Source organism: Pseudomonas sp. C27(2019) (genome assembly GCF_008807395.1).
GTDB lineage: Bacteria > Pseudomonadota > Gammaproteobacteria > Pseudomonadales > Pseudomonadaceae > Denitrificimonas.
In genome coordinates this window covers 973,941-993,455 of the sequence record NZ_CP043320.1, presented here as the reverse complement: position 1 = coordinate 993,455, position 19,515 = coordinate 973,941, and the positions used below count along the sequence as shown (strand labels likewise).

At 47.3% G+C, this 19,515-nt stretch carries 21 protein-coding genes; all 21 read right to left on the bottom strand.

The genetic code is table 11. The annotated features are described in order from the left end of the window. Positions 1 to 50 precede the first annotated feature (50 nt). Positions 51 to 638 carry an RNA polymerase sigma factor SigX gene (gene sigX, locus FXF61_RS04635; protein WP_151184157.1) on the bottom strand — a complete coding sequence of 196 codons (588 nt, stop codon included), beginning with the start codon at positions 636 to 638 and terminating at the stop codon, positions 51 to 53. A 77-nt stretch (positions 639 to 715) separates the two neighbouring features. After that, on the bottom strand, positions 716 to 1,540 hold the full coding sequence (locus FXF61_RS04630) for a mechanosensitive ion channel domain-containing protein (protein WP_151184156.1): 825 nt from the start codon (positions 1,538 to 1,540) through the stop codon (positions 716 to 718). Between the two features lie 2 nt (positions 1,541 to 1,542). Next, positions 1,543 to 1,788, bottom strand: a complete 246-nt coding sequence (locus FXF61_RS04625) for a CrfX protein (protein WP_151184155.1) — start codon at positions 1,786 to 1,788, stop codon at positions 1,543 to 1,545. 84 nt (positions 1,789 to 1,872) lie between these two features. Then, positions 1,873 to 2,868, bottom strand: a complete 996-nt coding sequence (locus tag FXF61_RS04620) for a CorA family divalent cation transporter (RefSeq protein WP_151184154.1) — start codon at positions 2,866 to 2,868, stop codon at positions 1,873 to 1,875. Positions 2,869 to 2,874: 6 nt separating this feature from the next. Then, positions 2,875 to 3,363, bottom strand: a complete 489-nt coding sequence (gene rraA / locus FXF61_RS04615; RefSeq protein ID WP_151184153.1) for a ribonuclease E activity regulator RraA — start codon at positions 3,361 to 3,363, stop codon at positions 2,875 to 2,877. 137 nt (positions 3,364 to 3,500) lie between these two features. Then, positions 3,501 to 4,475, bottom strand: a complete 975-nt coding sequence (gene rpoS, locus FXF61_RS04610) for an RNA polymerase sigma factor RpoS (RefSeq protein WP_151184152.1) — start codon at positions 4,473 to 4,475, stop codon at positions 3,501 to 3,503. A 90-nt stretch (positions 4,476 to 4,565) separates the two neighbouring features. Then, positions 4,566 to 5,405, bottom strand: a complete 840-nt coding sequence (locus tag FXF61_RS04605; protein ID WP_256663503.1) for a peptidoglycan DD-metalloendopeptidase family protein — start codon at positions 5,403 to 5,405, stop codon at positions 4,566 to 4,568. Between the two features lie 40 nt (positions 5,406 to 5,445). Continuing rightward, the gene (locus tag FXF61_RS04600) at positions 5,446 to 6,357 is read right to left on the bottom strand and encodes a DUF368 domain-containing protein (RefSeq protein ID WP_151184151.1); all 912 of its coding nucleotides are present in this window, start codon (positions 6,355 to 6,357) and stop codon (positions 5,446 to 5,448) included. Then, positions 6,354 to 6,989 (bottom strand): protein-L-isoaspartate(D-aspartate) O-methyltransferase, encoded by a 636-nt coding sequence (locus tag FXF61_RS04595; RefSeq protein ID WP_178087333.1) that lies wholly within the window; start codon positions 6,987 to 6,989, stop codon positions 6,354 to 6,356. The genes FXF61_RS04600 and FXF61_RS04595 overlap by 4 nt, the downstream gene beginning before the upstream one ends. 38 nt (positions 6,990 to 7,027) lie before the next feature. Beyond that, positions 7,028 to 7,777 carry a 5'/3'-nucleotidase SurE gene (gene surE / locus FXF61_RS04590; protein WP_151184149.1) on the bottom strand — a complete coding sequence of 250 codons (750 nt, stop codon included), beginning with the start codon at positions 7,775 to 7,777 and terminating at the stop codon, positions 7,028 to 7,030. Continuing rightward, entirely contained in the window at positions 7,765 to 8,823 is a 1,059-nt protein-coding gene (gene truD, locus FXF61_RS04585) for a tRNA pseudouridine(13) synthase TruD (RefSeq protein ID WP_151184148.1), read from the bottom strand. Before truD ends, surE begins: the two co-directional genes overlap by 13 nt. Beyond that, the gene (gene ispF / locus FXF61_RS04580) at positions 8,820 to 9,293 is read right to left on the bottom strand and encodes a 2-C-methyl-D-erythritol 2,4-cyclodiphosphate synthase (RefSeq protein WP_151184147.1); all 474 of its coding nucleotides are present in this window, start codon (positions 9,291 to 9,293) and stop codon (positions 8,820 to 8,822) included. Before ispF ends, truD begins: the two co-directional genes overlap by 4 nt. 87 nt (positions 9,294 to 9,380) lie before the next feature. After that, entirely contained in the window at positions 9,381 to 10,226 is an 846-nt protein-coding gene (gene fghA / locus FXF61_RS04575) for an S-formylglutathione hydrolase (RefSeq protein WP_151184146.1), read from the bottom strand. Positions 10,227 to 10,299: 73 nt separating this feature from the next. Further along, positions 10,300 to 11,412 (bottom strand): S-(hydroxymethyl)glutathione dehydrogenase/class III alcohol dehydrogenase, encoded by a 1,113-nt coding sequence (locus FXF61_RS04570; protein ID WP_151184145.1) that lies wholly within the window; start codon positions 11,410 to 11,412, stop codon positions 10,300 to 10,302. A 359-nt stretch (positions 11,413 to 11,771) separates the two neighbouring features. Continuing rightward, positions 11,772 to 12,881 (bottom strand): cyclic nucleotide-binding domain-containing protein, encoded by a 1,110-nt coding sequence (locus FXF61_RS04565; protein ID WP_151184144.1) that lies wholly within the window; start codon positions 12,879 to 12,881, stop codon positions 11,772 to 11,774. A 63-nt stretch (positions 12,882 to 12,944) separates the two neighbouring features. Next, on the bottom strand, positions 12,945 to 14,291 hold the full coding sequence (locus FXF61_RS04560) for a chromosome partitioning protein ParA (protein WP_151184143.1): 1,347 nt from the start codon (positions 14,289 to 14,291) through the stop codon (positions 12,945 to 12,947). A gap of 193 nt (positions 14,292 to 14,484) precedes the next feature. Beyond that, the gene (gene ispD / locus FXF61_RS04555; protein ID WP_151184142.1) at positions 14,485 to 15,162 is read right to left on the bottom strand and encodes a 2-C-methyl-D-erythritol 4-phosphate cytidylyltransferase; all 678 of its coding nucleotides are present in this window, start codon (positions 15,160 to 15,162) and stop codon (positions 14,485 to 14,487) included. After that, positions 15,159 to 15,440, bottom strand: coding sequence for a cell division protein FtsB (ftsB, locus tag FXF61_RS04550; RefSeq protein WP_151186009.1), 282 nt, complete (start codon positions 15,438 to 15,440; stop codon positions 15,159 to 15,161). Before ftsB ends, ispD begins: the two co-directional genes overlap by 4 nt. Positions 15,441 to 15,529: 89 nt before the next feature. Further along, the gene (eno, locus tag FXF61_RS04545; RefSeq protein ID WP_151184141.1) at positions 15,530 to 16,819 is read right to left on the bottom strand and encodes a phosphopyruvate hydratase; all 1,290 of its coding nucleotides are present in this window, start codon (positions 16,817 to 16,819) and stop codon (positions 15,530 to 15,532) included. Between the two features lie 53 nt (positions 16,820 to 16,872). Further along, entirely contained in the window at positions 16,873 to 17,718 is an 846-nt protein-coding gene (kdsA, locus tag FXF61_RS04540) for a 3-deoxy-8-phosphooctulonate synthase (protein WP_151184140.1), read from the bottom strand. After that, a complete protein-coding gene (locus FXF61_RS04535) occupies positions 17,715 to 19,346 on the bottom strand; it encodes a CTP synthase (protein WP_151184139.1) in 1,632 nt (543 codons plus the stop codon). Before FXF61_RS04535 ends, kdsA begins: the two co-directional genes overlap by 4 nt. Between the last annotated feature and the right edge of the window lie 169 nt (positions 19,347 to 19,515).

Below are 19,515 nucleotides of genomic sequence, written 5' to 3'. Positions count from 1 at the left end.
ATTTAGTTTCATAAAGCGCTATACACACTGCATAGCACACCATGAAACGGTCAACCACCCATTATAGGCGGAAAGCTTTCACGTAGTCGATCTATTGCGCGTTTATAGCGCATTTTTGTTGCACTTAAGCCTAAGTGCATAATACTTGCAATATCTTTAAACTCAAGTTCTGCGACAAAGCGCAAAATAATAATCTCTCGATCAATGGCGTTAACACCAACTAACCAGCGGTCTAAATCGCTGCTGTTAGCGTCTACTGGTTCTGGCTCAACCTCTTCATCGAGCGGGTTCAAACTCAGAGCATCAAATAAACGTCTTTTACGTCGATCCTTGCGGTACTGCGTTGTGCATTCATTGTAAGTAATACTGTACAGCCAAGTTTTAAATTTGGATTTACCTTCAAACTTTTTTAAACCGTAAAATACTTTAAGCATAATTTCTTGGCTGACATCATCTGCATCACGATCATTGCCCAAATACCGAGCACACACATTATACAAAGTGCGCTGATAACGACGCATTAACTCTTCATACGCACGCGTCACATGGAACAGTTCGTTCTTTGCATGCTCCACAAGTTCCTCATCACTGAGATTTTGCGGTATATAACGTTGATGAGGCACTTTAATGTCAGTCAAAACAAACCAAACCAGCTATCAAAATAAATGCTGCAAACGACGACATACAGCATCGTCACCCAACCTCGTTAAAAACCTTAGCGGCTTGTTACTTTTTGCTCAAGCATCACTCGGTTGGCAATATAAAACCACTCGCCTGCCTCATTAACCAAGATTGTTTTTACAGTGCCCATTTCTTCAATACGTCCTTGCACGCCATCAACCTGAATATCTTGGCCAAGCTCATACAACTCCCGCACGTAAATTCCAGCAATGATTTGTCCGGCTATATTTTTACTCGCTAAGCCCAACGCTAACGCGCAAGCTAAGCCAATACTTAATAGAACAATTGCAACGACATAGTTCAATAATTCTGCTTTTATTTCGAGCTGGCCAATGGCTACCGAAACGCTGATGATAATCACCATGCCTTGCACAATACGCCCTAAGCCTGCGGCATACTCCATGCGCACACCTTCGGCAGCACCTTTGACCATAGTATTGAGCAGTTGTGCCAACAAAATACCGGCAATCAATACCAAAGCGGCGGCAAACATTTTAGGCACATATAAAGCCAACACGTCTAAGGTTGCAGAAACACGCTCAAGCCCTAACGACTCAGCTGCAGATATCAAAAAGATTAACAGTACAAACCAATATACGATCTTGCCGATCAGCGTTGATACCTGCGCCTTAACACCAATGCGTGCTAACAACTTAGTCAAACCAGTGCCGCTCATTAAGCGATCCAGCCCTATTTTCGCAAGCAGTTTAGACAGTAGCGTGTCCAGCAACTTGGCCACGACAAAGCCTAAAATAACTAAAACTAAAGCACCAAATAAATTAGGAATAAAGCTGGCTATTTTGACCCATAAGCCACTCATCGCACCTACTAAATTTTGTGTCCAAGAATCAAGTTGCATAGTTAATCAGCCTTGTTTGCAGTGTGTTTGTCAGATAAATTCGAAATAGGCTTTAAGTGCTCAGAGCCATTGTTTATGCCAATTAAAACAGACTCAAGGGCACGCCCAAACAAGCCGAAAATAGCACCTGCACCTTGTTGTCGATTCGCTTTTTTCAACACCCTATCTAGCGAAACATCATCACTGCCCAGTGTTTCTGGCGCTTTAAGCATATCGCGCAGCGACTGCTCAAAAGGATCTTCATTCATATAATGTACCAATCCTGTGTGCGTAATTGCCGTATGGGTATAAGAGTATACAGATCTAGGGGAGCAGCTTGAGTTAACGTCTAATTATACCCAACGCAGCCAACGAAAAAATAGCCACTGACCAACGGCTAAAACACCAAGCAGTGCACAAGCAATTAAAAACCCATGCGGTTGCTCTGCACCAGGAATACCACCCACATTGATACCCAGTAAGCCCGTTACAAATGTCAACGGCAGGAAAAAACCAGTAATAATAGCTAGCATATACATGGTATGACTCATACGCTCATTACGGCGCCGATGCTCGGTCTCTAAAACCAAGCCAATGCGCTCGCGGGTTAACTCAAGCTCTTCAAGGTGCAGCATAAGTCGGTTATTGAGCTCATTCCAATACAGCCCGTCGTCAGCCATAAACCATGTTTCTTGACTGTGCGTGAGCATCGCAAAGACATCCCTTTGCGGCGCTAAAAACCGTCGTAAATTAGCTGCGCGCCGACGCGCCTGCAGCAAAGGTAACAGCGCTGGGGCATAACGCTTATCATTGTCGGTACTTGCTTCTTCTTGATCTACAGTATCGGCTAACTGTTCTACGCTGCTTTCAACACGATCCGTTAAACTTTGCGCAAAAAACAGCAACACCTCCGAGGTGTTTCTAGGGCCAAAACCTTTACTAAAGGCTTTAATCAGTTCATCAGTGACCTGCACAGGCCGCTGGCGTAACGAATAGATGTGTTTCGCATTAGCAAACAGACGCAAAGAAATCATGTCTTCAGGTTCTGCGTCAGGCAACTGGTTAATTGCACGCAAAAACAACAGCAGCTCTTGCCCCTCTAAACGCAATAAGCGTGGCCGCGTGTTTTCCTCGAGCAAAAGATCACAGGCAAACTCATTTAAACCACTGCTTTCACGTAGCCACTGTTCCGCATGCTGATGACTGCGCTCCCAGTGTAACCACAGCGTTTGCTGCTCAGTCAGCTGCAATTGTGCTAAGTCTGCTGAGGTAATGGCCTGTGCAGAGCCTTTGCCGTCCAAGACAAACGCATGTAATAAGCCTTGGCTGAGTCGATCAGAATGCTGCATGGTTGTTTATTGCTGCGGCATACTAAGCGCTGTCTCAGAAACAATGATGCCATTGTTATCAGCATATACATACGCTCCAGGACGAAATGTAACGCCAGCGAACGTCACCACAACGTTTAAATCACCAATATCACGCTTATCGGTTTTCATTGGGTGACTGGCCAAGGCTTGAATACCCAAATCTGTTTGCGCTAAAACATCAACGTCGCGCACACAGCCGTAAACAATAATGCCAGCCCAGCCGTTTTGTGCAGCTTTTTCAGCCAACATATCTCCCAACAGAGCACGGCGCAGAGAGCCACCGCCATCGACTACCATCACTTTACCATGACCAGGTAGTCCGACCTGTGTTTTAACCAACGAGTTATCTTCGTGGCACTTCACCGTGACAATTTCACCGCCAAATGAATCACGTCCACCGAAGTTAGCAAACATCGGCTCAACAACTTGGACATCGGGGTAAGCGTCACATAGATCAGGTGTCACGTAATGCATGATAGATTCCTTTAATAAGTCAAAACCTTATATATAACGCACAGTTTAACGCAAATAGCAGACTGCGATAAGCCTGGCAACGCTCAACAGCCGTACACATCTAGATAATTGACCACGACTGCTGAGTTTAGTTTTTATCAATTAAATAATAGCTCACTGGACAGGCCATTGGCTTCCAAAACCTGCCGTAAACGCGCTAAAGCATCCACCTGAATTTGCCGGACACGCTCACGTGTTAAACCCATAGCATCACCAATTTCCTGCAAGGTTTGGCAATCATAACCACGCAAACCAAAGCGACGCAGCACAACTTCACGGTGGCGCTGCTGCAATGCAGACACCCATTGATCAATACTGATGGCCAAGTCTTCACGCTGAACGAAATCACCCGGATCAACATGATTATCATCCACTAATGTTTCCAGTAAATTCACATCTGAATCAGTGCTATTAGCCGCATCTAATGATAACGCGTGCTCATTGAATTCATGCATTTGCTGCACATAATCACATGAAAGACCCAAGTGTGAAGCGATCTTCTCTAGACTGGGCGTCTCACCCGCTTGCTGGGTAAGCTCACGAACTGCTCTTAAATAGGCATTGAGTTCTTTAGCCACATGCACAGGTAAGCGCACAACCCGTGCAGTATTCATTATCCCGCGCTCAATTGCTTGCCTGATCCACCATGTGGCATAGGTTGAAAAACGAAAACCACGCTCAGGGTCAAACTTCTCGACAGCACGGATCAGGCCTAAGTTACCCTCTTCTATCAAATCTAAAAGTGCTAGGCCTCGGTGTTGATAGCGCTTAGCAATACTAACAACTAAACGTAAATTGCACTCAATCATTCGCTTACGTGCGGCATCACTACCTTGCACAACTCGGCGTGCATAAGCAACCTCTTGTTCGGCAGTGAGCAGAGGTGACATTCCTATAGCATCAAGATACATCTGTGTTGCATCTAAGTTTCTAGCATCCCTACTGTTGCTATTGCTGACTTTTTCTCCCTGTTTTATTGTGGTCACCTGATATGGCGTTTTAACAGCTACGTCATATTGACCAGACACATCATTTGTCGCATCTAAATTCAGCACTAAATCCTTTAGTCGCATTCCCTTCCACCTATTCCTTAGCACAGTGTTCACAGCAGTATTTTGCTTACTGCGGCAACCTTTTCTACTGTGTCTGAAACAACCTACGGGCTATCGCTTGGGTAGGTATTGCAGTGGATCAACCGGCTTGCCTTGACGGCGAATCTCAAAGTGCACTTTAACTTGATCTGTTCCAGTAGATCCCATTTCTGCAATTTTCTGCCCTGCTTTAACTGTCTGTCCCTCATTCACCAGTAGACGCCGATTATGTCCATAGGCACTAATAAACGTATCATTGTGTTTAATGATGATCAGTTCACCGTACCCGCGAAGACCGCTTCCAGCATAAACAACACTGCCATCCGCAGTTGCTATAATAGGTTGTCCAAGCTTTCCAGCAATATCAATACCTTTATTCAAACTAGTGTTTGAAGAATATCGCCCAACCAGCGTCCCATCCGTAGGCCAAAGCCATTTGCCTTGCGATCCTGGCGCTACTACTGGCTTTGAAATTTGTTGCGCAGATGTGACAGGCTTCACAGGTTTAGCGGCAGCAACAGGTTTACTTTTCGTTGTTGACACAGGTTTTTGAGTTGTTTGTGGTGTGCTTTTTCTAGCTACAACGGGCGCTTTAGAAGTTGCAGAAAAGCGAATGACTTGACCTGGCATAATTACATAAGGCGCTCGAATGCCATTGCGTGCTGCTAATGCTTTCCAATCCCAGCCAAAACGAAAGGCGATTGAATACAACGTATCGCCACGTTTTACAACATAGTGCCCGCTGGTCACGGGGCTGTATTGTCGCTGCTTTGCAGCGTGTGAGCGATCAACTACAGGCGCTTTACCCGATGTTCCAGCGCAACCCACCAATACAATACTCAGCAAGAGAGCTGCTAAGCATCTTATATTGATTTTTTTGATGTGTGCTACGATCAATTGAACTGGCTTCACGCCTGACTCCTTGACGATTTAACTGTGCTCTGCAATATATTCATTTGCCTGCATAGCGCTCAATACCTATGACTGACACAACACCTATTAGCATCAGTAGCAAGGCAGGAAGCAACTGCGCATTGCTTTGAAACATATCTGCAAACTGCCACGGTGAAATATTTTTTTGAAGTAAAGGCACTTCGCTGCCATGACTATCAATACGCCAACTTAAAGTACTTTTCCAGGGCCATACTTTATTCAAAGAACCAAACATCACCCCTGTTAACAAAGCCAAAGTTAGGTCTCTGAAATGCTGTAACGCAGCACGCAATACCCGCGCGAAGGCTAACAAGCCAAACAAACAGCCTGCTGCAAATACCATCAAAACACTCACATCCAATTGTTTAACCGCCAATAAAACTGTTGGATACAAACCCATCAACAGCAAAATGAAGCTGCCAGAAATTCCAGGCAGAATCATTGCACAAATAGCGATAGCGCCTGCGGCAAATAAACTCAAAGGATCCGTTCCCCAGACCACCGGCGCGGCAACCGTAATCCACCAAGCAAAACCAGCCCCTACAACAAAACTGAGCCAGCGGCTAAGATGCCAGCGCTGAATATCACGCGCAACCAAATAGCAGGATACTAAAATTAAACCGAAAAAAAACGACCATAGCGCAATCGGTTGCGTCTCTAGCAGCCAAGTGATTAAACGCGCAAGACTTAAAATACTGAGCAAAATCCCAGAGAACAAAATCAATAAAAAATTCACGTTGGCCAGCTGCCAAGCACGCTTGACCTGCCCTTGCAGCAGCAGCCAAGCAGCTTCTGGTATGCGTGATAAAGCCGTTAGCAACTCATCGTAAATACCAGTAATGAATGCAATGGTACCGCCAGATACACCCGGCACAACATCGGCAGCCCCCATTGCTACACCTTTTAAAAACAAAAGGGCTTTACTCTTCACGCCAAGGCCCCGCTTAACAAAGGGACGAAACGAACACCTTCGATGACTCGATGCACAAAGCCTTCTTCTTCACGAACAATCAATAAAAGCTGCTGGTCATCGCCTTCACCGACAGGAATCACCAAGCGTCCACCGGGCGCTAACTGATCAAGCAGCGCTGGCGGTACATCTTTAGCGCCAGCAGTCACAATAATGCCATTGTAAGGCGCTAAAGCGTTCCAGCCGTCCCAGCCATCACCCCAGCGGTACACAACATTACGCAAATTGAGTTCCGCCAACTGCTCTTTAGCCCGCTCTTGCAACGATTGAATACGCTCAACTGTAAACACCCGTTCAACCAATTGCGCAAGCACAGCTGTTTGATAACCCGAGCCTGTACCAATCTCTAAAACCTTATCCAACGGCCCTTCAGCCAGCAGCAACTCAGTCATACGACCAACAATATAGGGCTGAGAAATGGTTTGATTATTGCCTATCGGCAAAGCAGTATCTTCATAAGCACGGTGTGACAGCGCTTCATCTACGAAGAGGTGGCGCGGTGTGCGACGAATCACATCCAACACCTGCGAATTGCTGAGCCCTTCATCACTCAGGCGTTGAATCAAACGCTCTCGAGTGCGCTGCGAGGTCATACCAATCCCGCCGCGAAGTAAATTATCCTGCTGAAAACTCACAATACATCCTCCAGCCACTGCTTAACGTTCTGCAATTGCGGATGGAATGTACGGTCCAATTGCAACGGCGTAATCGAAACATAACCCTGCGACACAGCATGAAAATCAGTTCCTTCTGCGCCGTCTTCTACCGCACCAACAGCGGCTAACCAATAACATTCTTTACCACGAGGATTCACTGTGCGCACCGGGGCTGCCGCGCGCGCGCGATGCCCTAAGCGGGTCAGTTTAATACCTTTAATTTGCTCAAGTGGTAAATCCGGTACATTAACATTAAACACCGTGTGCGCAGCCAGCGGTAACGCCTCATGCGCCTCAATCAAGCGCCGTGCAAACCACGCGGCACTGGCTAAGTTATCTGGCTGACGTGATAACAATGAGAATGCAAAGGATGGGCGCTGTAAAAACCGCCCTTCCAAAGCAGCAGCAACAGTGCCTGAATACAATACATCATCGCCTAAGTTGGCACCTAAGTTAATCCCCGCAACAACCATGTCCATGCTGTCAGGCAACAAACCGTTCAATCCTAAATGTACGCAGTCTGTCGGTGTACCATTTAAGCTGATATAACCATTGCTTAGGGTTTGTGGGTGCAAAGGACGATCTAAGGTCAGTGAGCTGCTAGCACCGCTGCAGTCTTGCTCAGGCGCGATAATTGAGCACTTGGCGTAATCATTCAGCGCTGCATGTAAAGCGGATAAACCCGGTGCATTCACACCATCATCATTAGCAATTAAGATTCGCACGCATGCACCGCCTCAGTCACCGATAAAAGATCAACTAATTCACGCAACACCACTGTCGCAAAACAACCCGCAGGCAAAATAAAGTGAAGCTGCAAGCAATCATTTGACGGGTATGACCAGCTCAAATCACGCACAGGCAAGCGTAAAATTCGCCGTTCTTGCTTCAGGTTTGCACGCTCGAGCCATACACATAGCTCGGGCCAAATCGTTGCCACGTGCTGCTCTTCTTGTAGAGTTTGCCCTTGACTGGGCATATCCCCATCACCCCATAGCGGGCCAGTCGGATGTACATCCAGTTGGGCTAAACGGGGATCATCACAGTCATCAAGACCTGCAATAAAAAAACTACGACTGCCGGTAAAAGCTAAAACATCACCGACTTGAGCACTATTCCACGTCTGGTTTTTAACCCGCTGTGCCAGTACACGATTAAACAGAGCACTGCGCCCGGTTGATAATAAGCGTGAGCGTAAATTACGCTGTTGCGGTAGCTCATTGCGCTGCGCGTACTCCAGCGCACCTAAGAGGTTATTGCCATTTTCAGCAAAGCGCTGCAAGCCAAAATAATTAGGCACGCCTTGCGCTGCAATGAGCTGCAGACGCGCTTCAAGCGCCGCTCGATCAGCTTTTAAATCCGTTAGGCGAATGGTAAAACCATTGGCCGAATGCGCCCCACGCTGTAATTTACGGCTATGGCGCTGGCGATCTAGGATGCGTAAATCTTCACCTTCAGCATCACTCAGCTGTGGATCACTCTTACCCGGTAAATGGATACTAAACCACTGCCGAGTTAAGGCTTGACGATCTTTTAAGCCAGCGTAGCTGATATTGCGTAATGATACACCCGCCGCTTTCGCCAGACGTCGCGCTGCTTCTTCAGTATTGAGCAGGCGTTTCTCAACCCATAGCCACAGATGTTCGCCGCTGCCGGACAAGGCAATATCCAACACTTCATCAACTTGAAAGTCTTCTGCGCTGGCTTTGAGCTGTGCTGTGCCGCACGGCTCACCCCAAGCTAGTGGGCCAAGCAACTCTAAACTATTCATCGCCTGACCAGTACCACCACGGCATGTGCAGCAATGCCTTCTTCGCGGCCAACAAAACCTAAGCTTTCAGTGGTGGTGGCTTTCACATTGACTTGATCCAATGCGATACCAAGGTCTGCCGCAATATGTTCACGCATTGCAGCAATATGCGGTGCCATTTTCGGCGCCTGTGCTAAAACAGTGCTATCCACATTACCTACCCGCCAGCCAGCCTGCTCGAGTAAAGCCACAACATTGCGCAACAATTGACGGCTGTCTGCACCTTTATAAGCTGGATCAGTATCCGGAAAGTGCTTACCAATATCTCCGAGTGCTGCTGCACCCAATAGCGCATCGGTCAGCGCATGCAGTAAAACATCGCCATCCGAGTGCGCTACAAAACTTTTATCGTGTGCAATTTGTACACCGCCCAAGGTAATAAAGTTACCGGGTTGGAAGCGATGTACATCATAGCCATGACCTATACGCATGCTGTTACCTTGCTATTAAAAACAGGCGTCATTCTACACAGATTTAACAGCGCACACCTAAATAGCCTGCAAATTAGCCTTGGCTCATTACGCAGTCAATGCCTGCGCATGAAAGCGCAAGTGTTCATCAATAAAACTAGCGATAAAGTAATAGCTGTGATCATAGCCCGGTTGCATCCGTGAGGTCAGTGGATAACCAGCGCGCTCGGCTGCGTCTTGTAGCGCTGCGGGCTTAAGCTGTTCCACTAAAAAGTTATCAGCATCACCTTGATCAACCAGCATCGGCAAATGTTGTGTGGCCTTAACAATTAACGCACTGGCATCCCATTCCATCCACGTCTCACGCTGCGAGCCTAGGTAATTAGAAAACGCTTTTTCGCCCCAAGGGCACTGTGTTGGCTGGCACACAGGCGCAAAGGCTGACACTGACTGATAACGCTGCGGCTCACGCAATGCACAAATCAGCGCACCATGCCCACCCATTGAGTGACCACTGATGCTGCGCTTATCTGAAACAGGCAAGTGCTTATCAATTAATGCAGGCAGCTCATCCACCACATAATCATACATACGGTAGTGTTTGGACCACGGCTCTTGCGTGGCATTGACATAAAAACCCGCACCTAAACCAAAATCCCAAGCACCCTCAGGATCATCTGGAACGCCTGCGCCACGCGGACTGGTATCCGGTGCCACAATAATTAAACCCAACTCAGCTGCGGTTTTTAATGCACCGGCTTTTTGCATGAAATTCTCATCATTACAGGTAAGGCCGGACAACCAATACAGTACAGGTAACTTTTTGCCCTGCTCAGCTTGCGGTGGTAAATACACAGCAAATTGCATGCTGCAATTGAGTACAGCAGATTGGTGTTGATAACGCACATGCTGCCCACCAAACACTTTGTTTGATGATATTTTTTGTAAAGACATAATTAACTCCAAAGACAATAATCAAGGCAAACACGCGCATATGCCGATCTGCCTCGACATCTGTGGTTGATGATTAAAAATGGATAACGCTACGAATGCTCTTGCCTTCGTGCATTAAATCAAATGCACTATTAATGTCATCTAGACCCATAGTATGAGTAATAAAGGTATCTAACGGAATTTCACCACTTTGCGACTTAGCAACATAGCCAGGCAATTCAGTGCGTCCTTTCACCCCACCAAAGGCACTGCCACGCCACACACGGCCCGTCACCAACTGAAATGGCCGAGTACTAATTTCTTGCCCCGCACCGGCAACACCAATAATCACTGACTCGCCCCAACCTTTATGGCAACACTCAAGCGCGGCACGCATTAACTGCACATTACCCACGCACTCAAAAGAATAATCCACGCCGCCATCGGTCATTGCAACGATAACATCTTGAATCGGTTGCTCATGCTCCTTAGGGTTGACGCAATCTGTCGCACCGAGCTCACGAGCAATAGCAAATTTTTCAGGATTGATATCGATGGCGATAATGCGACTGGCTTTGGCCATTTTCGCACCAATAATCGCTGCCAAGCCAATGCCACCCAAACCAAAGATCGCAACCGTTGCACCTTCTTCAACCTTTGCGGTATTAAGGACAGCACCGATGCCCGTGGTGACACCGCAACCCAATAGGCAGATTTTTTCTAGCGGTGCGTCTTTAGCAACTTTTGCTAACGATACTTCAGCAACAACGGTGTACTCAGAAAAAGTCGAAGTGCCCATATAGTGAAAAATGGGTTCTCCTTTATAGGAAAAGCGGCTGCTGCCATCTGGCATTAAGCCCTTACCTTGAGTCTCACGCACCGACTGGCATAAATTCGTTTTACCCGACGTACAAAACTTACAGGTGCGGCATTCGGCAGTGTACAAAGGAATCACATGATCACCCACTGCAAGTGACGTCACACCTTCACCCACCGCCTCAACAATACCGCCACCTTCGTGGCCTAAAATAACGGGAAATATACCCTCTGGATCATCACCAGACAAAGTGAACGCATCAGTGTGGCACACGCCACTGGCGACAATACGCACCAGCACTTCACCGGCCTTTGGTGGCGCCACATCAACTTCAACAACCTGCAAAGGTTGGCCCGGACCAAAAGCAACCGCAGCGCGAGACTTAATCATTTCACTCTCCAGATATTCTACAGACACAGAGCATAGCAGAAACCACCGTTCGCTTGCTCTGCAACCCGCACGATATATGTCAATACCTATCGGCAAATCAGTGTAAGCTGGTTTATACACCCCTTGTATTACAGCCGAGTAGCACTATGTCAAATACACGAGTGAAGGGTTCAAACCAAAAACGCCAGCAGCAAAGCGCACAACAAAGCAGTGAGTCGTTACATTTACAAATTACCCACTTTTTAAATTCTGGCGGCGTAATAGATGAGATACCACAGGGTGTCAGTGGATACGTGTTTACCCCAATGGCAAAGAAATAAGCAACAACTGTTAAAAATGCTTTTCCAAGCTGGCCAAATTTAAATACTGCGCTCTACGCGCCCACCGCAGTGCAGTACATAGCCAGAGCCTTGCTCACATAAAAAAGCACTCCGCGGCATCACTGATAACACGTCAACGCCATCACGTAAGGCATAGGCTTGAAAACCCAACTGCGTCAGTAAAAACACTGCACTCTGACTACGTTTACCGTTATCGCAATAGCACAGATACACTTTATTTCTCTCAAGCATGCGCGTTTTTAAACGCAACAAATCTAAGGGCATATGCAAAGCCTGTGCTGCATGAGCACGCTCATACTCATCAAAACGGCGCACATCCAGCCACTGCGCCCCCTGCTTTAGCAGATCCCCAACATCTGAAAATGCTATTTCTTGTGTGACCGGTGCTTTCAATAGTGCTAAAAATTCAGCTCGCTCAAGATACAACACCTGGCTATCAGCTAGCAGGGTAACGGTCGCATTACGCGGCGCATTACTAAGCAGTGCTTCTTCACCAAAACATGCCCCCACGGTCAATTGCGCTAAGATATGGGTTTGATTGTCAATGTTTTGACTGACCTGCGCACTGCCGTGGCGTAAAAAATAACAGCGCTCCCCTTGCTCACCCTCAATAACAACATGCGTGCCTTTAGCTAACTCTAAAACCTTTAAACGCTTTACAATTTTTCGAATATTCGCGGCAGGGACACGAGAAAATAGCGGGTTATCTAATAACACCGATAGCCATTCAATATCTTCACCATCAGCTTCAAACTCCAGCAGTAAATGCTGTAAAGACTGCTGCCAAGTCAGCAATCGTGCCAAATGCTTACGATCAACCAGTACCACACTGCAATCAGTTGCAGCTGTTAACGTATAAGGTTGGGCGGCATTTTCTGGCAGTGCATACTGACTGTCGGCACTGCCCGCTTCTATATACAGCTCATCACCTTGACTGGGCTGATAAAACACGTCACCTGAGAGCAAAAAACAAGTGGTCTGCATGCTGTCTTGCGCAGAGACTACAATTTGCCCCGCCAAAAAAGGCAAAATAGTTAACTGCGTTTGAATATCAGAATACTGCTGAGCAGAAAGCTCGCTTAACGATACAAAGCTTTTTAGCTGTGCTGGGCTTAAGTAATGACTCATGCGCTTGCATACTCCGGTCAACATAGATCAGGCCGCTATTTATTTCGTAGCAACAACTGCAAACTAAAATCTCTTATGTTTAGAACAGCGATCTGTCACGCCATCAACAAAACTACTGGGTTTGTTTTCCCGCGCTAATGGCAAACCACATTGAGCATGGTCATCAAGCTGTATAGAACATACAGGATTTTCATAATGCGCTAGCCATCGCGTATATTGTTCTTCGCTGACTGCACATTTTTTAGCAATATACTCGCGCTGTTTTTGTTGATAAAACGTCATATCCTTCAGCGGTATCGTAATATGTCCAACCCCTGGGTGACAGGCAACAAAAACCACGCCAGAACGGCTGAGTCGCTCTAAAATCTGCTCACCACTTTGCCCAGCTTGCTCTTGCAACTGTTGCTTAAGCTGCAGCAGTTCATTGTTTAATTGCGCTGCCTGCTCAGCTTTGTAGGCGACTTCTACATCTCGAATGGCAACCTGTTCTTTATAATCAACCACTGCAACTGCAATCCGAGCTTGCAGTTCATGCTCAAACTGTTGCCGCAACGAATCCATTGCTTCGCGCTCGTGCTGCTCAAAAGCACGTAAACGGGCTTGTAAATCAGCGCGTAAGTTTTCTAAATTATCAGCTTGGACTGATAACTGCTGCTTGAGCTGCCTGTTCAGCGACTCCTGCTGGGCCAGCTGCTTTTCTAGCTCAAGCGCACGTTGCTGCTGTGCAGTCAGCGCACCTTGGTGCTGCAAACGAAGCGCTGCCAGCTGCTCCTCATGCTGTGCCTCTAAGGTACTGATACGCAAACGCTGTTGCTTAATAATTTGCGCCGCTTTTTTACGTTGCTCTTGATCTTTTTCTCGATCAGCAGCCTGCGTATCAACAGCCACCTGGGAAGCTGAATCCCAACGCTCCTCAGCAGCAACAGTGAACTGTTCTGTGGCAAAAAAATGCTCGTGCGTCTCTTCAAACAATAGACTGAGTGTGTTTCTTTTAACCGCATCACGAATCATCAACAAATGATTGTTTTTAGGTGATAAATCCGGGTCCCACAAATGCATCTGATGCCAAGGTACCGATGTCTGACTGCGACACGCTAAGCGAATCGGCCCTGCGCCTAAATCAGGTCCACGCCCTGCTCGCTCAGCCAAATGACGCAAAGGTATATTCCAGCTGGGGTCAACAGCACCTTTTTCATCAAAGTCGATATAAAAGAAAACCAATGAACGGACCAAGAGTCGTGGATTGATCAACACATAAACCGCATGCATCTGCTGATCTGTGAATTCAGGCATGTTAACGACACCATCAAGCACCGCCTCAAATTCTGGATACAGCATTTGCTTAGAGATTTTTTGGTCCGCAAAGAACATCACGGCCTCAACCATCTGTGGTTTATTTCGTAAGCGCATGAATTCTCTCTATTAAATACAGGCAAGGCGTGTAGACATTGCATTGAAGATTCAAGTTTTACTATAACAAAACCTAAATCAAACACTGTGACGCTGTTGGCAGGTGCTCAAGTAGAAAAGACACAATGCAACTTAAAGGTGAGCGCACTCACATTCTATGCATGCATTACACGAGCAACACATACAGTCGACCTTACAACAGCAGCAAATCTTCTGGGCAGGTGATTTTAATATTACTCGCAAGCCCTTCAACAACACGCGGGGTAAAGCCTGCCCACTCCATCGCCGAAGACTCATCGGTGACGGCAACCTGTGCTTGTAACGCAGCAGCTAACGCATGCTGCAATAGGCCCAAACGAAACATCTGTGGTGTCAAAGCATGCCAGATAACGCTGCGATCAATCGTTTTTAAAACACAGCCGTCAGCACTGACATGTTTTAATGTGTCGCGCGCCGGCACAGCCAGTAAACCACCAACAGGGTCAGCAGCTAATCGGGTCAACAAGCGATCTAAATCTTCGCGCGTTAACAGGGGGCGCGCTGCATCATGCACCAAGACCCAATCATCTGCCTTTGCGCCCCTGCCGGGCAGTGCCAGCAAGGCATTGAGCACTGAATCAGCACGCTCTGCGCCACCCACGACCGTACTAATGCGTGGGTGTACAGCAAGACTTAATTGCGGCCACCAGCGGTCGTGCTCAGCTAATGCTAAAACGATACCTTGCACACTAGGGTGCTCTAAAAAGCACTCTAAAGTGCGCTCAAGAATAGTTTTCCCAGCCACGCTTAAGTATTGCTTGGGGCAGGCAGCTTGCATACGACTGCCAATTCCAGCAGCTGGAATGACCAACCAAAAAGACGGCAAGCTCATTCGGTCAGCAAGAATAGAGTTTCCCCTTCCTTGACCATTCCCAACTCGTGACGGGCACGCTCCTCAACAGTCTCCATGCCTTTTTTCAGCTCCATTACTTCAGCATCCATCACACGGTTACGTTCAAACAAGCGCTCATTTTCAGCTTTTTGCTCAGCTATTTGTTGCTTAAGCTGCACGCCCTGCGCGACACCGCCATCCCCCAACCACAGACGGTACTGCAACCCGATCAACATCACGAGCAGTACGACTAACAACCAGTAGGGTTCTTTTTTCATCATAGCGTTCCATAGAAAAGGGCAGCTGATATGGCTGCCCTTTGAACATCACAGAGTCTGTGACACGCATCGCTTACAGAGGTTGCACATCAACCGCGAAACTCTGCGCGCCCGCGATAAGGGGCTTGCCCAGCCAACTGCTCTTCAATGCGTAGCAGTTGGTTGTACTTAGCCACGCGATCCGAGCGGCACAGTGAGCCAGTTTTAATTTGGCCCGCCGCCGTACCCACGGCAAGATCAGCAATTGTAGCATCTTCAGTTTCACCGCTGCGGTGTGAAATAACCGCGGTAAAACCAGCTGCTTTAGCCATTTGAATCGCTTCCAAGGTTTCCGTCAAGGTGCCAATTTGATTGAATTTAATCAAAATTGAGTTAGCGGTTTGTGTATCAATGCCTTGCTGCAAAATCTTAGTATTGGTGACAAACAAATCATCACCAACCAGCTGGATTTTTTCACCAATCTTATCCGTGAGCAGCTTCCAGCCCGCCCAATCTGATTCATCCATACCATCTTCTATGGAAATAATCGGAAAGCGCTCGGTTAAGCCCGCTAAGTAGTCAGTAAAACCTTGCGCATCAAATGTTTGACCTTCGCCGGCTAAATCATACTGACCGTCTTTATAAAACTCGCTGGCAGCGCAGTCCAGGGCTAAAGTCACATCGTCACCCAGAGTGTAACCAGCATTGGCCACAGCTTCAGCAATGGCAGCAAGGGCATCTTCGTTAGACGCTAAGTTTGGCGCAAAACCACCCTCATCACCCACCGATGTACTTAAACCGCGTGCTTGTAAAACAGCTTTGAGATGGTGAAAGATTTCTGTCCCCATACGCAAAGCATCTGAAAAGGTTTTGGCGCCAACCGGCTGTACCATAAACTCTTGGATATCAACGTTGTTATCGGCATGCTCGCCGCCATTAATGATATTCATCATTGGTACGGGCATTGAGTACACGCCCGGTGTGCCATTGAGCTCAGCTATGTGTGCGTACAAGGGCATGCCTTTAGCTTGAGCGGCGGCTTTAGCAGCAGCCAATGACACCGCTAAAATGGCATTAGCGCCAAGTGTGGCTTTGTTATCAGTGCCATCCAGCTCAATCATTGCACGGTCAAGTGCCTGCTGATCCGTTGCATCTTTACCGATTAATAACTCGCGGATTGCACCATTGATATTGGCAACAGCTTTGAGCACGCCTTTGCCTAAATAACGGTTTTTATCGCCATCGCGCAACTCTAGCGCTTCACGCGAACCTGTCGAAGCGCCCGAAGGTGCGCACGCGCTGCCAATGCTGCCGTCTTCCAAAATAACATCGGCTTCAACCGTAGGGTTACCACGAGAATCTAAGATTTCACGACCTTTGATGTCGATAATTTTTGCCATTGTTCTGCACGCTCCGTACTGTATTGGGTCAAACTTAAAATGAAGTCATCGCCTTAAGCTGTTTCAATTATTGGGAAACTTTTAATCAAATCATCTAACTGCTTGAGTTGCGTTAAAAACGGTTCCAGCTTATCTAAGCGTAAGGCACAAGGGCCATCACACTTAGCATTATCAGGATCAGGATGCGCCTCTAAAAACAGTCCAGCTAAACCTTGGCTCATACCCGCTTTAGCCAGCTCAGTTACCTGAGCACGACGCCCACCGGCTGAATCAGCACGGCCACCAGGCGTTTGTAACGAGTGAGTAACATCGAAGAATACTGGGTACTCAAATTCTTTCATAATGCCAAAACCAAGCATATCAACCACAAGATTATTGTAACCAAATGCCGAGCCGCGCTCACATAGAATCAACTGATCATTACCCGCTTCCTCGCACTTAGTGAGAATATGTTTCATCTCATGCGGGGCTAAAAACTGGGCTTTTTTGATATTGATAACAGCATTAGTTTTTGCCATGGCGACGACTAAGTCAGTTTGGCGCGATAAAAATGCCGGCAGTTGGATAATATCGCAAACCTCAGCCACAGGCTGTGCTTGGTAGGGCTCGTGCACATCAGTCAGCACCGGTACATTAAAGGTGCGCTTGATCTCCTCAAACACTTTAAGCCCTTCATCAAGACCCGGCCCACGAAATGAGTGAATTGACGAACGATTGGCCTTATCAAAGCTGGCTTTAAATACATAAGGAATACCAAGCTTTTCAGTCACACGCACATATTCTTCACAAGCGCGCATGGCTAAATCACGTGACTCAATTACATTGATACCGCCAAACAAAACAAAGGGCTTGTCATTGGCGATATCAATATCAGCAACACGAATAATTTTTTGGCTCATGCCTTGTCTGCCTTATACGCCAACGCCGCTTCAACAAAGTCTTTAAACAGCGGGTGTCCGCCGCGCGGTGTTGAAGTAAACTCAGGGTGGAATTGACACGCAACAAACCACGGATGCTCAGCAACCTCAACCACCTCTACCAGTGCTCCGTCTTCCGAGCGACCCGAGACTTGCAGGCCAGCATCAAGCAACTGCGGTAATAACTGATTATTAACTTCGTAACGATGACGGTGCCGCTCAACAATAGAATCTTGGCCATAGCTTTTATGCACCAAGCTGCCTGGGGTTAAGTGACACTGCTGCGCGCCAAGGCGCATGGTGCCACCAATATCGGCATCTGCGCTGCGCTGCTCAAGACTGCCATCAGCATCTTGCCACTCAGAAATCAGACCCACCACTGGGTGTTCGCTGTGCTTGTCAAATTCTGTCGAGTTGGCATCTTTCCAGCCCAACACATTACGCGCAAACTCAATCACCGCAACTTGCATACCTAAGCAAATGCCGAGGTATGGAATCTTATTTTCACGCGCATACTGCACCGCTTGAATTTTTCCTTCTACGCCGCGCAAACCAAAACCACCAGGCACCAGAATCGCATCAACGCCTTCTAACAGCCCAACGCCTTGGTTCTCTAGATCTTCGGAGTCAATATAGAGCATTTTAACTTTTGTTTGCGTCTCAATGCCGGCATGACTCATCGCTTCGATAAGCGATTTATAAGCATCGAGCAACTCCATATATTTACCAACCATGGCAATGGTGACGTCTTGCTTGGGGTTGAGCTTGGCATCAATCACTCGATCCCACTCAGATAAATCAGCACCGTCGCACTCTAAACCAAAGCGCTCCATAACAAAGTCATCTAACCCTTGGCTGTGTAAAATACCGGGGATTTTATAAATGGTATCCACATCAGGCAAGCTCACCACTGCACGCTCTTCAACGTTAGTGAATAAGGCAATTTTACGGCGTGAAGAAATATCAATCGCACGATCAGAGCGGCACACCAGCACATCAGGCTGCAAGCCAATGGATCGTAATTCTTTAACAGAGTGCTGGGTCGGTTTAGTTTTGGTTTCACCAGCAGTGGCGATATACGGCACCAGGGTTAAGTGCATTAGCATGGCGCGCTTAGCGCCGACTTCAACACGCAACTGGCGAATCGCCTCTAAAAACGGTTGTGATTCGATATCACCGACCGTGCCACCGATCTCCACCATCGCCACATCTGCATCACCGGCACCCTTAATAATGCGGCGCTTGATTTCATCAGTGATATGCGGAATGACTTGAATAGTGGCCCCGAGGTAATCGCCACGACGCTCACGACGCAAGACTTCTTCATACACACGGCCAGTGGTGAAGTTGTTGTTTTGCGTCATCGTGGTATTTACAAATCGCTCGTAATGACCTAAATCGAGGTCGGTTTCTGCACCATCTTCGGTGACAAAAACTTCCCCGTGCTGAAACGGGCTCATAGTGCCGGGATCAACGTTAATGTACGGATCGAGTTTTAGCAGGGTGACTTTTAAGCCACGCGCCTCAAGAATAGCCGCCAATGAAGCTGAGGCAATACCTTTCCCCAATGAAGAAACAACACCGCCTGTGACGAAGATGTAGCGCGTCATAAATAACCCTGGATTCTGCGTTTAAGCGGCAAGCCGCCGAAGATAAGCATTGAAAACTGTACTTGAAAATTTACAATTAAAATCAAGCACTACAGGAGCAATCAAGCACCTGCACTAATCAACTAATAGACGGGAGAACAGTCTACGCGAAAGCTGTTTATGACTCAAA

What these genes read in the sequence shown, in the direction of transcription:
- FXF61_RS04630 (WP_151184156.1), bottom strand. Translation starts at nt 1,540, where the DNA reads ATGCAACTTGATTCTTGGACACAAAATTTAGTAGGTGCGATGAGTGGC.
- FXF61_RS04625 (WP_151184155.1), bottom strand. Translation starts at nt 1,788, where the DNA reads ATGAATGAAGATCCTTTTGAGCAGTCGCTGCGCGATATGCTTAAAGCG.
- FXF61_RS04620 (WP_151184154.1), bottom strand. Translation starts at nt 2,868, where the DNA reads ATGCAGCATTCTGATCGACTCAGCCAAGGCTTATTACATGCGTTTGTC.
- rraA (WP_151184153.1), bottom strand. Translation starts at nt 3,363, where the DNA reads ATGCATTACGTGACACCTGATCTATGTGACGCTTACCCCGATGTCCAA.
- rpoS (WP_151184152.1), bottom strand. Translation starts at nt 4,475, where the DNA reads ATGCGACTAAAGGATTTAGTGCTGAATTTAGATGCGACAAATGATGTG.
- FXF61_RS04595 (WP_178087333.1), bottom strand. Translation starts at nt 6,989, where the DNA reads ATGACCTCGCAGCGCACTCGAGAGCGTTTGATTCAACGCCTGAGTGAT.
- truD (WP_151184148.1), bottom strand. Translation starts at nt 8,823, where the DNA reads ATGAATAGTTTAGAGTTGCTTGGCCCACTAGCTTGGGGTGAGCCGTGC.
- ispF (WP_151184147.1), bottom strand. Translation starts at nt 9,293, where the DNA reads ATGCGTATAGGTCATGGCTATGATGTACATCGCTTCCAACCCGGTAAC.
- fghA (WP_151184146.1), bottom strand. Translation starts at nt 10,226, where the DNA reads ATGTCTTTACAAAAAATATCATCAAACAAAGTGTTTGGTGGGCAGCAT.
- FXF61_RS04570 (WP_151184145.1), bottom strand. Translation starts at nt 11,412, where the DNA reads ATGATTAAGTCTCGCGCTGCGGTTGCTTTTGGTCCGGGCCAACCTTTG.
- FXF61_RS04565 (WP_151184144.1), bottom strand. Translation starts at nt 12,881, where the DNA reads ATGAGTCATTACTTAAGCCCAGCACAGCTAAAAAGCTTTGTATCGTTA.
- FXF61_RS04560 (WP_151184143.1), bottom strand. Translation starts at nt 14,291, where the DNA reads ATGCGCTTACGAAATAAACCACAGATGGTTGAGGCCGTGATGTTCTTT.
- ispD (WP_151184142.1), bottom strand. Translation starts at nt 15,162, where the DNA reads ATGAGCTTGCCGTCTTTTTGGTTGGTCATTCCAGCTGCTGGAATTGGC.
- ftsB (WP_151186009.1), bottom strand. Translation starts at nt 15,440, where the DNA reads ATGAAAAAAGAACCCTACTGGTTGTTAGTCGTACTGCTCGTGATGTTG.
- eno (WP_151184141.1), bottom strand. Translation starts at nt 16,819, where the DNA reads ATGGCAAAAATTATCGACATCAAAGGTCGTGAAATCTTAGATTCTCGT.
- kdsA (WP_151184140.1), bottom strand. Translation starts at nt 17,718, where the DNA reads ATGAGCCAAAAAATTATTCGTGTTGCTGATATTGATATCGCCAATGAC.
- FXF61_RS04535 (WP_151184139.1), bottom strand. Translation starts at nt 19,346, where the DNA reads ATGACGCGCTACATCTTCGTCACAGGCGGTGTTGTTTCTTCATTGGGG.